Source organism: Pseudomonas sp. CLCA07 (genome assembly GCF_053615335.1).
On record NZ_CM132131.1, the window covers coordinates 3,572,725 to 3,584,927 of the forward strand.

Annotated in this window: 13 protein-coding genes; 4 read left to right on the forward strand and 9 right to left on the reverse strand. The window is 58.5% G+C overall.

What is annotated here, in order from left to right:
- The first annotated feature begins 14 nt into the window (after positions 1-14).
- Both ACWGZX_RS16530 and hemE read left to right on the forward strand, forming a co-directional pair.
- Positions 15-1,433, forward strand: coding sequence for an FAD-dependent oxidoreductase (locus ACWGZX_RS16530; protein WP_223519965.1), 1,419 nt, complete (start codon positions 15-17; stop codon positions 1,431-1,433).
- A 222-nt stretch (positions 1,434-1,655) separates the two neighbouring features.
- Positions 1,656-2,723, forward strand: coding sequence for a uroporphyrinogen decarboxylase (gene hemE, locus ACWGZX_RS16535; protein ID WP_452624626.1), 1,068 nt, complete (start codon positions 1,656-1,658; stop codon positions 2,721-2,723).
- Positions 2,724-2,907: 184 nt separating this feature from the next.
- Here the strand turns inward: hemE and ACWGZX_RS16540 are convergent, their stop codons facing one another.
- Positions 2,908-4,182 carry an MFS transporter gene (locus ACWGZX_RS16540; RefSeq protein ID WP_452624627.1) on the reverse strand — a complete coding sequence of 425 codons (1,275 nt, stop codon included), beginning with the start codon at positions 4,180-4,182 and terminating at the stop codon, positions 2,908-2,910.
- A 118-nt stretch (positions 4,183-4,300) separates the two neighbouring features.
- Between ACWGZX_RS16540 and ACWGZX_RS16545 the strand changes: the two genes are divergently transcribed.
- The gene (locus tag ACWGZX_RS16545) at positions 4,301-5,203 is read left to right on the forward strand and encodes a LysR substrate-binding domain-containing protein (protein WP_452624628.1); all 903 of its coding nucleotides are present in this window, start codon (positions 4,301-4,303) and stop codon (positions 5,201-5,203) included.
- Positions 5,204-5,350: 147 nt separating this feature from the next.
- A complete protein-coding gene (locus ACWGZX_RS16550; protein WP_007943750.1) occupies positions 5,351-5,638 on the forward strand; it encodes an addiction module antidote protein in 288 nt (95 codons plus the stop codon).
- A gap of 359 nt (positions 5,639-5,997) precedes the next feature.
- Here ACWGZX_RS16550 and ACWGZX_RS16555 read toward each other — a convergent pair whose 3' ends face one another.
- The 8 genes from ACWGZX_RS16555 to ACWGZX_RS16590 all read right to left on the reverse strand — a co-directional run bounded on the left by ACWGZX_RS16555 (position 5,998) and on the right by ACWGZX_RS16590 (position 12,185).
- The gene (locus ACWGZX_RS16555) at positions 5,998-6,288 is read right to left on the reverse strand and encodes a hypothetical protein (RefSeq protein WP_452624629.1); all 291 of its coding nucleotides are present in this window, start codon (positions 6,286-6,288) and stop codon (positions 5,998-6,000) included.
- A gap of 37 nt (positions 6,289-6,325) precedes the next feature.
- Positions 6,326-6,700: a DUF6124 family protein gene (locus ACWGZX_RS16560; protein ID WP_452624630.1), complete on the reverse strand. Its 375-nt coding sequence runs from the start codon at positions 6,698-6,700 to the stop codon at positions 6,326-6,328.
- A gap of 571 nt (positions 6,701-7,271) precedes the next feature.
- A complete protein-coding gene (gene queC / locus ACWGZX_RS16565) occupies positions 7,272-7,973 on the reverse strand; it encodes a 7-cyano-7-deazaguanine synthase QueC (protein ID WP_452624631.1) in 702 nt (233 codons plus the stop codon).
- A 127-nt stretch (positions 7,974-8,100) separates the two neighbouring features.
- Positions 8,101-9,327, reverse strand: coding sequence for a beta-ketoacyl-ACP synthase (locus tag ACWGZX_RS16570; RefSeq protein ID WP_452624632.1), 1,227 nt, complete (start codon positions 9,325-9,327; stop codon positions 8,101-8,103).
- Positions 9,327-10,055, reverse strand: a complete 729-nt coding sequence (gene fabG / locus ACWGZX_RS16575; protein WP_452624633.1) for a 3-oxoacyl-ACP reductase FabG — start codon at positions 10,053-10,055, stop codon at positions 9,327-9,329. Before fabG ends, ACWGZX_RS16570 begins: the two co-directional genes overlap by 1 nt.
- Complete coding sequence (locus ACWGZX_RS16580; RefSeq protein ID WP_452624634.1) at positions 10,052-10,513, reverse strand: hotdog family protein; 462 nt, start codon at positions 10,511-10,513, stop codon at positions 10,052-10,054. The genes fabG and ACWGZX_RS16580 overlap by 4 nt, the downstream gene beginning before the upstream one ends.
- Positions 10,510-11,706 (reverse strand): beta-ketoacyl-[acyl-carrier-protein] synthase family protein, encoded by a 1,197-nt coding sequence (locus ACWGZX_RS16585; protein WP_452624635.1) that lies wholly within the window; start codon positions 11,704-11,706, stop codon positions 10,510-10,512. Before ACWGZX_RS16585 ends, ACWGZX_RS16580 begins: the two co-directional genes overlap by 4 nt.
- Positions 11,703-12,185 carry a hypothetical protein gene (locus ACWGZX_RS16590; protein WP_223519991.1) on the reverse strand — a complete coding sequence of 161 codons (483 nt, stop codon included), beginning with the start codon at positions 12,183-12,185 and terminating at the stop codon, positions 11,703-11,705. The genes ACWGZX_RS16585 and ACWGZX_RS16590 overlap by 4 nt, the downstream gene beginning before the upstream one ends.
- Between the last annotated feature and the right edge of the window lie 18 nt (positions 12,186-12,203).

A 12,203-nucleotide genomic window follows, 5' to 3' on the forward strand; every position in this document is an offset into this window, starting at 1 on the left:
ATGAGGTTTTAACAATGGCTGAACGTCTGAATAACGACTTCCAGTTCATCGATGTCGGGCGCAAAGATCCGAAGAAGAAACTGTTGCGTCAACGCAAGAAAGAGTTCGTGGAAATCTACGAACCCTTCAAACCCCAGCATTCGGCCGATCAGGCCCACCGCTGCCTGGGTTGCGGTAACCCGTATTGCGAATGGAAGTGCCCGGTGCACAACTTCATTCCCAACTGGCTGAAACTGGTGGCCGAGGGCAACATCCTCCAGGCCGCCGAGCTGTCGCACCAGACCAACACCCTGCCGGAAGTCTGCGGCCGGGTGTGCCCGCAGGATCGTCTGTGCGAGGGTGCTTGCACCCTCAACGATGGCTTCGGCGCGGTGACCATCGGTTCGGTCGAGAAGTACATCACCGACACCGCGTTCGCCATGGGCTGGCGCCCGGACATGTCCAAGGTCAAGCCGACCGGCAAACGTGTCGCGATCATCGGCGCCGGCCCGGCCGGTCTGGGCTGTGCCGACGTGCTGGTACGTGGCGGCGTAACCCCGGTGGTGTTCGACAAGAACCCGGAAATCGGTGGTTTGCTGACCTTCGGCATCCCCGAGTTCAAGCTGGAAAAGACTGTGCTGAGCAATCGTCGCGAAGTCTTTACCGGCATGGGCATCGAGTTCCGCCTGAACACCGAAGTGGGCAAGGACGTGACCGTCGAGCAACTGCTCGAAGAATACGATGCCGTGTTCATGGGCATGGGCACCTACACCTACATGAAGGGCGGCTTTGCCGGTGAGGACCTGCCGGGCGTGCATGACGCACTCGACTTCTTGATCGCCAACGTCAACCGCAACCTGGGCTTTGAAAAGTCGCCGGAAGATTTCGTCGACATGAAAGGCAAGAAGGTCGTGGTGCTGGGCGGTGGCGACACGGCGATGGACTGCAATCGCACTTCGATCCGTCAGGGCGCCAAGTCGGTGACCTGTGCGTACCGTCGTGACGAAGCGAACATGCCGGGCTCGCGCAAAGAAGTGAAGAACGCCAAGGAAGAAGGGGTGAAATTCCTCTACAACCGTCAGCCAATCGCTATCGTTGGTGAAGACCGCGTCGAAGGCGTGAAAGTGGTCGAGACCCGTCTCGGCGCACCGGACGCCCGTGGCCGTCGCAGCCCTGAGCCGATCCCGGGCTCCGAAGAGATCATCCCGGCCGACGCCGTGGTCATCGCGTTTGGTTTCCGCCCAAGCCCGGCGCCGTGGTTCGAACAGTTTGACATCCAGACCGACAGCCAGGGCCGCGTTGTGGCCCCGGAGCAAGGTAAATACAAGCACCAGACCAGCAACCCGAAAATCTTCGCCGGTGGCGACATGGTTCGCGGTTCTGACCTGGTGGTGACGGCGATCTTCGAAGGCCGCAATGCGGCTGAAGGGATCCTGGATTACCTGGGCGTCTGATCAGCGCGTGACCCTGTAGGAGCCGGCTTGCTGGCGATGAACGATAACGCGGTTTTCCTGATAAACCGCGTCGTCTGAATCGCCAGCAAGCCGGCTCCTACAGAAGGTTGTGTGGCCTGTCACCCGCGACAAATTGACCCGATAGACAAAAGGCTTGGCTCTATCCGTGCCTTTTGCGTCGCGCTCTGAGAAAATACCCGCACTTTTTTTCCGGATGCCGACATGACTGCCCTGAAGAACGACCGTTTCCTTCGCGCCCTGCTCAAGCAACCCGTAGACGTCACCCCTGTGTGGATGATGCGTCAGGCCGGTCGCTATCTGCCTGAATACCGCGCCAGCCGTGCCAAGGCCGGCGACTTCATGAGCCTGTGCATGAACCCGGCGTTCGCTTGCGAAGTCACGATGCAGCCGCTCGACCGCTATCCACAACTGGATGCTGCGATCCTGTTCTCCGACATCCTGACCATCCCGGATGCCATGGGCCAAGGCCTGTACTTCGAAACCGGTGAAGGTCCGCGCTTCAAGAAAGTCGTCAGCACCATGGCCGACATCGAAGCCCTGCCGATTCCTGATCCGCACAAAGACCTCGGCTACGTCATGGACGCGGTCAGCACCATCCGCCGTGAACTGAATGGCCGCGTACCGCTGATCGGCTTCGCCGGCAGCCCATGGACCCTGGCCACTTACATGGTCGAAGGCGGCTCGTCGAAAGACTACCGCAAGACCAAAACCATGCTCTACGACAACCCGCAAGCGTTGCACCTGCTGCTGGACAAGCTCGCGCAGACGGTCACCAGCTACCTCAACGGCCAGATCATGGCCGGCGCGCAAGCGGTGCAGATCTTCGACAGCTGGGGCGGCAGCCTCTCGGCGGCGGCGTACCAGGAATTCTCCCTGGCTTACATGCGCAAAATCGTCAGCGGCCTGATTCGCGAACATGAAGGCCGCAAAGTGCCAGTCATCCTGTTCACCAAAAACGGCGGCCTGTGGCTGGAAAGCATCGCCGACGCCGGCGCTGATGCACTGGGCCTGGACTGGACCTGCGACATCGGCAGCGCCCGTGATCGGGTCGGTAGCAAAGTCGCGCTGCAAGGCAACATGGACCCGACGGTGCTGTACGCCAAGCCAGAAGCCATTCGCACCGAAGTCGGCCGCATCCTCGCCAGCTACGGCAAGGGCAGCGGCCACGTGTTCAACCTCGGCCATGGCATCACGCCGGAAGTTGACCCGGAACATGCGGGTGCGTTCCTGAGCGCGGTGCATGAACTGTCGGCGCAGTATCACGAGTGATCGCTGCCCAATAAAAAACGCCCGGCTTATGCCGGGCGTTTTTGTATGAGATTTCAGGTAGTACTCGGTCATTGTGGGAGCGGGCTTGCCCGCGATGGCGGTGGGTCAGCCAGCATCAATGTTGGATGTACCGGCCCCTTCGCGAGCAGGCTCGCTCCCACAGTTGTTTTGTGGTGGACCTAAATCAGGCCTTCAGATTTTCCAACGGCGGCAATTTCGCCAGCTTCAACGCCACCAGCAACGCAATCACCAGCAACGCACCAATGAACACCCCAATCCCGTTCCACCCGCCCAAGTGCCAGAACACCCCACCCGCCGTCCCGGCAATGCTCGACCCGGCGTAATAGCTGAACAGATACAGCGATGACGCCTGCCCCTTGGCCTTGATCGCCCGACGGCCAATCCAGCTGCTCGCCACGGAATGCGCGGCAAAGAAGCCAAAAGTAAAGATCAGCATGCCGATGATCACCACCGGCAGCGGCGTGAACATGGTCAGGGCAAGGCCGGCGAGCATCAGCACGATGGTCGACCAGAGCACTTTGCGGCGTCCCAGCTTGTCAGCCAGCGAACCGATTTTCGCCGAGCTGTAGATCCCCGACAGATACACCACCGACAGCAGTCCGACGAAGGCTTGCTCCATGTGATAAGGCTCGGCCAGCAGTCGGTAGCCGATGTAGTTGAACAGCGTGACGAACGCGCCCATCAGCACAAAGGCTTCAAGGAACAACAACGGTAAACCGGCATCGCGAAAGTGCATGGTGAAGCCATCAATCAAGCTGCGCGGGTGCAGCGAGCGGGCGCGGAAGTTGCGCGACTCGGGAAGGATTTTCCAGAACACCGCCGCCGCGATCAGCGCCAGGCCACCAATCACCAGCATCGCCGTGTGCCAACTGACGAAGTCGATCAGCACGCCGGTGATCAAACGTCCGGACATCCCGCCAATCGCGTTGCCGCCGATGTATAAACCCATGGCCAGGCCGATGTGCTGCGGGTGGATCTCTTCGCTCAGGTAAGTCATGGCAACCGCCGCCAGGCCGCTCAACGACAACCCGATCAGTGCGCGCATCACCAGCACGCCTTGCCAGCTCGGCATCATCGCGCTGGCCATGGTGCACAGCGCGGCGGCGAACAACGCGGCGACCATGACGGGTTTGCGTCCGACACGGTCGGAGATCGGGCCGGTGATCAGCAGGCCAATGGCAAGCATGCCGGTCGCGACCGACAGGATCAGGCTGCTCTGCGCCGCGTTGATCGAGTATTCGTGAGACAGCAGCGGCATCATCGGTTGCACGCAGTAGAGCAACGCGAAGGTTGCGAAGCCGCCGGAGAACAGCGCCAGCACTGTGCGCATGAACATCGGCGTGCCTTTTTCGATGTAAATCTCTTTCAGCTCGGCGACGACTTCGTCCGCCGCAGCGGGCGGAACTTCGTGGGCAAGAGGGGCAACAGCAGTTTTCACGTTAGACCTCGGAGAACGCAGCCGGTCAGGCAATGAAAAAAGCATATAGCTGCCTAATGATTCAATCCAATATATTGTTCGACCTGTTTGAGAGCTTTTACGACCTAATGGGGTTTTCATGGAATTGCGTCATCTGCGCTACTTCATCGCCGTCGCCGAAGAACTGCACTTCGGCCGTGCCGCTCAGGTGCTGGGCATCTCACAGCCGCCGCTGAGCCAGCAGATTCAGGCACTGGAAGCCGAGGTTGGCGCACGCTTGTTCGAGCGAACCAATCGTCGGGTCGAACTCAGCGAAGCCGGTCGATTGTTTCTGCAAGAGGCGCGATTGGCGCTGGCGCAGGTCGACAAAGCCGCCGATGTGGCGCGGCGTGCACAGCTTGGAGAGTTGGGCGAATTGAAGATCGGCTTCACCTCATCGGCACCGTTCAACTCGACCATTCCCCAAGCGATATTTTCCTTCCGCCAGCGCTTCCCGGCGGTACACCTGAACCTGCGGGAGATGAGCAGCACCCAGGTCGCCGATGCATTGGTCGACGAGTCGATAGAGGTCGGCATCATGCGACCGTTGGTGTTACCGGATTCCCTCAGTGTCGTGGAGCTGATGCGCGAGCCACTGGTGGCGGTGCTCAGCTCCAAGCATCCGCTGGTTAATGACAGCGAAGACGGACTGTTTCTGTCGGCACTGGCACTCGAGCCTTTCGTGTTTTTCCCACGCAGCTACGGCAGCGGTCTCTACGCACAATTGCTCAGCCTGGCCCGCGATGCCGGTTTCAGTCCGCACTTTGCGCAAGAGGCGGGCGAGGCGATGACCATTATCGGGTTGGTTGCAGCGGGGTTGGGAGTATCGGTGCTTCCAGCGTCGTATCAGCGGATGCGCATTGACGGTGTGGTGTATCGACCGTTGCTGGACCCCGCGGCGGTGTCGGCGGTGTGGCTGGTGCAGCGCAAGGATCAGAAATCGCCGATGGCAAAGGCGTTTGTTGAGTTGTTGACGCGCAAGGTTGAGCCGTTGAAGGCGTGATTGAATATCGACTGATCAGAATTCTTAGGTGATCAGATGTAGCTCAAGAGCTACACTCGCCGAATGATTCGCAGGTGACAAAAGCAGCCAAACACGTGACATCAAACAAGCCAGGCTAATTGCAAGAGCCTGGCAGGAGCAAAACCCATGACCGAACAATTCACTCGCTGGGACTCTGCCGAGTACCTCAAGACCGAAGAGGACATGGCTAATTACCTTGACGCGTGCATGGAAGAAGCGGGAGATGACCCAGCGTTTATTGCCAAAGCACTCGGAACCATTGCGCGGGCTCGCGGCATGACCCAAGTCGCCCGGGATGCAGGACTCTCTCGGGAAAGCCTTTACCGTGCACTGTCAGGGGAAGGGAATCCAGAGTTCGGCACGATCCTCAAAGTCGTGAAAGCTTTAGGATTGAAGCTACATGCCAGTACCTGAACTGAATGTTTTGAGCGATACTCCCCCCGTTCCCGAAAGGGGCTTGTGAGACTCTGAGGATCCTGGGTAACCAGCCGTCGCAGAGCCAGGCAGGTACAGGGCGATGACAAGCCGACCTGTTTGTGAAGGGGCGCCGAAAGGCGCCCTTTGTCGTTCTAGCGTGAGCCGGTTCAGTCAACCCCCTATCCCCTCATCAAGACGCGAAGTAGCCTGCAAGTTATCGACGACCAGACCGGTCGCGCAGGCGTTGCTGAAAGCAAGTTGATTCAAGCTCGGTAAGCGTTTGAACGGCCTCTGCGCTAAGCGCGGGGCCGTCTTCACACTTGTTGGAAGCGCTGGTGTCCACACCACTGACGCCGTTACGACGCAGCAGGCGCTTGTCTTGATTTGCTTTGCTGCGCCGAAACCTGCCCCTGCAATCGTCGCCCGACGACATCCAGCAAATCACAACCATCGCGCAATGACGTCACCAACACCCGCGCTAGCTCACTGTGAACGCCCTCGCCAAACGCGAAACTTTCAAGCAGCTGGGTCGCAGTGCGGATGCGGTAGGCCGCCGTTTCGTGCAATACATCCAGTGGTGCTTCGGTGTCGATCACCAACGATGCGATGGTGCAATCGATGCCGGTGATAGGCATGTATCTATCCATGACAAAAAACCTCCATTGCGTAAGAGAGCGTGATTACTTATTGGTGACTGCTGGATGGAGCCATAGACAACCCACAGGGAGGGTCAAGAATGTCCAGGGCCCGGTTGACCATCAGCTCGGCCAGCACGACCAGTTGCTGAATGGCCAATGCCTCGTTGCGGCGCGAGCCTTCGAGCTCGCAGGCGAGGTCGGTGGTCATCACATTTAGCGAGGCGAGGGTTTCAGTGGCGTGACAGAGCAAGGACTCCGTATCGACGTTCGGGTTGATGCTGAACACATGGCTGACAGGGTCGGGGCGGTTTGGATTACGCAGGCGCGCGCTGACGGTGCGCTCGGTGGTTTCGGAGAGTTTGGATAAATCGTCGGATGAAAGGTCTGCCGATTCCTGGGAGGTAGGTTTGTTTTTTTTCATGATGATGCTCCCTGCAAGAGTTAAGAAAGTGCTAATTCAATTTTTATAAAATGGAACTGGTTGGTCACTGTACTTAAGTTTTCTAGCCGGTAAAGCTGTTTGTTATAAATTTCAATTAGTTAATCAAACTATTAAACATTTGCTTAATTAAATGATTCTTTTGGGGTGCTCATGCCTTTTCGCAAAAGACACTGTTGAAAGCTTGTGACTTTGGTTGTGTGGAATACGCCGATCATACGCATTCGGTCTTCTTTGTTTCTGTAAGAAAATTATTTAGTTTGTCGATAGTCCTGCAGATTTTTTGACTGCGAAACATTATCTAACGAGTGTTTATCTTGTTTGCGGTGTTGCCATTTGTACAGCAGCTAGGATGTGGAGGACGGATTTCGAGTAAAGCATGACTACAGGTATTCAACTCTGATGCGGCTCTTTGTGATTGTAAACAAATGGTGGCTGTTAAATGTACAAGAAAGAAAAAGCAGAAAATTGGAGCCGGGCCCCTGTTTAAAAGGTGCGTGGTTAGCAGCTAAGACATATAAAAAGGGGAAGTGGCTTGACTTCCCCTGCTGTTTTACAGTTTAGGTTTTCCCTTGTTTTCCAAGCTTTTCATAACTGCTGACTTGTTCTCCAAAAACTCATTCAGCCCTTTCGCTCGAAGATTGCACGCGTCGCAATTCGCGCATCCAGTGCCAATTATTCCGTTGTAGCAAGTCAGTGTCTGATGCTGAATCAATTCAAGCTTTCCATGCTGCTCGGCAAGAGCCCATGTTTCTGCCTTGTTCAACCACATGAGTGGCGTTTCAATCCGCAACCTGTAGTCCATGCCCAGTTCAATGGCTTTGTGCAAAGCCCTGACAAACTCATCACGGCAATCCGGGTAGCCAGAGAAATCCGTCTCGCAAACACCTGTGATGACAGCCTCGGCGCGAATTTGATAGGCATAAATAGAGGCCAAGGTTAAAAACAGAATATTTCTACCCGGTACGAAAGTACTTGGCAGACTATTTCCAGAACTACTCACACCAGGTACTGGGATGTTGTCACGCGTCAAACTACTGATTGCCAGTTCATTCAACATCGTAGTGTCCAGTACCTTGTGCGCGGTTACGCCAAGTTTTCTCGACAGCTGCAGCGCGACCTCGATTTCCGCACGGTGGCGCTGGCCATAGTCGAACGTAATGCAGTGGATTTCATCGTAGAGCGGCAACGCATGGATCAAGCAAGTGGTGGAGTCCTGCCCACCGCTGAAAACGATAACGGCCTTTTTAGTCATGGTTCGTTCGTCCTTGTGATGCCCCGACATATCACGGGGCATTGAACCTAGCGCAAAAGCCTCAATTCTGGTTGTGGGACGTTTCCGAAATGGAGTACTCCACCTTCCGTTTGTGTCTGTTCGTTGCTTATGACCACCGCCGAAAAATCAGCGAAGTATTCACCCCACCAAAAGCAAAGTTGTTGTTCATCACGTATTCATTACTCATCTGCCGAAACTCGCCGCGCAAGTAATCCAGCTTGCCGCAATGCGGGTCAACCTCGTCGAGGTTCAAGGTGTGTGCATACAAATCGCGGTTCATCATTTCGATGCTGAACCACGACTCCAGCGCACCGCAGGCACCCAGCGTGTGGCCGAGAAAACTTTTCTGCGAACTGATTGGCATGTGTTCGCCGAACAACGCGCTGGTTGCCAATGTTTCGGCAATGTCGCCTTGTTCTGTCGCGGTGCCGTGGCCATTCACGTAGCCGATGTCTGAAGGCTGAAGCCCGGCGTCTTCCAGGGCGAGTTCCATGGCTCGGCGCATGGTGAGCAGCTCCGGACGCGTGGTGTGCTGGCCGTCGGCGTTGCTGCCGAAGCCGACGAGTTCGGCGTGGATACGCGCACCGCGAGCCAGGGCGTGTTCCAGCTCTTCCAGCACCAGCATGCCGCCGCCTTCGCCGATCACCAGGCCGTCGCGGCCCTTGTCATAAGGGCGTGGGCTGGTGTGCGGGGCGTCGTTTTTCAGGCTGGTGGCGTAGAGCGCGTCGAAGACCATGGCTTCGGTCGGGCACAGCTCTTCAGCGCCGCCAGCGAGCATCAGTGGCAGGCGGCCGAACTTGATCGACTCGTAGGCGTAACCGATGCCCTGGCTGCCGCTGGTGCAGGCGCTGGATGTCGGGATCAACCGACCGGTGAGGCCGAAGAAGATGCTGATGTTCGCGGCCGTGGTGTGCGGCATCATCCGCACGTAGGAATTGGCGTTCAGGCCTTCAGCCACTGAATTGAGCAGCATGTTGCCGAACGCCTTGATCTCGTCGGTGCTGCCGGTGGATGAGCCGCATGCGACGCCCATGCGTCCGTCCTTGATCGACTCGTCGCCAAGCAGTCCGGCATCGGCCAGCGCTTGTTCAGCAGCGCCCACAGCCAGCCGCGACACCCGGCCCATGCTGCGCAGTTGCTTGCGGGTCCAGTGGCTCGGGACCTTGAAGTCATCGATGGGGGCGGCCAGGCGCGTGTTGAGTTCGGTGAAACGATCCCACTCGTCCATGCGGCGAATGCCGCTGTGGTTAGCGGCGAAGTGGCCGGCGATGGTTTCCCAGTCGTTGCCCAACGAGGTAATGCCGGCCATGCCGGTGACGACAACGCGCTTCATCAGCACAGGCCTCCATTGACGGCCAGAACCTGCCGGGTGATGTACGACGCTTCCGCCGACATCAGGAAATTCACCGCGCCGGCCACCTCTTCAGGGGTGCCCATGCGTTGTGCTGGGATCATTTTCATCAGTTCTTCCACGGGCACGTTTTCATCGAGCATGGCGGTGTCGATCAGGCCGGGCGCGACACAGTTGACGGTGATTTTGCGCTTGCCCAATTCGATCGCCAGCGCCTTGGCCGCGCCGATCAGACCGGCCTTGGAGGCGCTGTAGTTGACCTGGCCGCGGTTACCGATCAAGCCGGAAACCGAGGTGATGCAGACAATTCGCCCGGCGGCGCGACGACGGATCATCGGCATCATCACCGGGTGTAGCACGTTGTAAAAACCGTCGAGGTTGGTGCGCATCACCACATCCCAATCATCCTCGCTCAGCGCCGGAAAAGCACCGTCACGCGTCAGGCCGGCGTTGAGCACCACGCCGTAATAGGCACCGTGGGCTTCTACGTCGGCTTCGAGAATGGCTTTGCAGCTGGCGCGGTCGGATACATCGAATTGCAGGACGCGCGCGTTGCGGCCCAAGGCTTCGATTTCACCTTTCACGGCGATGGCGTCCGCCAGACCGCTGCGGCAATGCAGCACGATGTCATGCCCGGCCTGGGCCAGACGCAAGGCGATGGCGCGGCCGATGCCACGGCTGGAACCGGTGACCAGTACGGATTCAGTCATGCCTGGACTCCTTCGGGTTCATGAAGATATTGAGCGGCCTGAGGCGGACGATATACGTTCAGGCGAGCGCTGGCGTGGATGCCGGGGGCGTTGATATGGCATTCGAACACGCCCATGCCATTGTCGTCTTCCAGCGAGCGAATACCGTGGATGGTCAGTTCGGTGCCGGCCGGGAACTGCTCGACGTTGCATTCGAATTTACGGCTGCCGAGCAGAAAGCCCAACTCCACCGCATCACCGCGCTGGCGCGCACGACAACCGGCAAAGGCGGCGACGCTCTGGGCCATTATTTCAATTCCGACCCACGCCGGCAGGCTGCCATCGGAATTGTTGAACAGACCGCCGGGTCTGACGGTCAGGCGGGTGTGAATCTGCTCTTCATCGAACGCCAGGATTTGCTCGATGAGGATCATGTCGCCAGCGTGCGGTAGCAACTCGGCGAGCGGCCAGTCAATCATGGTGCGTCTCCGATAATCAGGCTGACGTTGTTGCCACCGAAGGCAAAGGAATTGCTCATCAAATAGCGAGGTGCAATGGACGTCAGGCGATCGGCCGGGGTCACCCAGAGCAAGGCGGGCAGCCGCGGGTCGGGCTGGGCGTCCCAGATGTGGGGTGGCAGCGCGTGGTCGCGATTGTCCAGGCTCAGGCTCAGCCAGCAGAACGCGGCTTCCAGGGCGCCGGCAGCGCCGAGGGTGTGACCGGTCATCGGCTTGGTCGACGAGCAGGGCACGCCTTGCGGGAACAGCGCCGTCACGGCGAGGCTTTCCATCGCGTCGTTATGTTGGGTCGCGGTGCCGTGCAGGTTCAGGTAATGGATCTGTTGCGGTTGCAGGTTGGCCCGGTTCAGGGCTTTGTTCATGGCTTGAAGGGCACCCCGGCCGGTCGGTTCCGGCGCAGAGATATGGTGCGCATCGGAACTGGCGCCGCTGCCGAGCAAGGCAATGGCCTGGCCATCCCCGGCGGTTTTGCTCATCAGAAACAATACGGCTGCTTCGCCGATGTTGATGCCGTTGCGGTTGATCGAAAACGGATTGCAGCGCTGCCCGGACACCGCTTCCAGGGCCGAAAAACCGTTGAGGGTCAGTTTGCACAAGCTGTCGACGCCGCCGCACAACACCGCGTCGCACAGGCCCAGATCGAGCAGGCGCTGGGCACTCATCAGCGCCCGTGCGCTGGAGGTGCACGCGGTGGAAATCACATAGGCCGGGCCACTCAATTGCAGCCAGTCAGCCAGGAAGTTGGCCGGCGCGCCGAGCTCTTGTTGCTGATAGTCGTACTCGGCAGGGAATTCATGTTCGCGGATGTAATGGGCCAACCCACGGCTGGCCTCATCGATGCCCGAGGTGCTGGTGCCCAGAATCACGCCGATACGATCGCGGCCATAAGTCTGGATCGCCTGGTCAATCTCTTCGCGAATTTGCAGCGCGGCTTCCAGCAACAACTGGTTGTTGCGGGTGTTTTGCTTTTTCAGCTCAACCGGGATTGGTGCCAGTTCGCCGCTCACCGCCGCCACTGGCAAGGCACGCTCCGGTACCCAGCCGGTTTCGGTACGCAGACCTGAGCAATCGCCAGCAAACAGATTGGCGGCGACTTCGCGTTTGCCACGCCCCAACGCGCAGATCACACCGAGGGCGTTCAGATAAGCCGTCATGGCGTTTCCCCACTCAGCGGCGTGACTTGATACCGGGGCCCCTTGGGCAGGTTCAATTCAAAGCTCATGGGTTGTGAATAACTGACATCCCAGCGCTTGGGCAGGGAACGTTGCCGGCCGTGCTGCCAAGCGGTGGGATAGTTGCCCGCCAGTTGATCTTTGGGGGTCAGCGCAAACAGCAATGCAGCGAACAGCTCCCGGGCTTCCGGGTTGGGCGGCAACAGACCGTCGGCTTGCCACTTGCCATCGATCAGTACCTGACGCGCCTGTGGAATGCCCAGCAAGTCCATCATCGACCAGCGAAGGCCCGTGTCTTCATGCTGGATCACCAATACCCAGTCCTGACGTTGGTCGGCCACCAGGCGCTGGATGTGCATTTGCAGGGGCAACGTCAGGTTTGGCAGGTGCTCGGGCAGCGGTGCCCGGCTGGCGCAAGCGCTCAGCAACAGCAGGCACCCAAGGAGCAGAAAACGGGTCATCAGGCATTACCTTCAAGG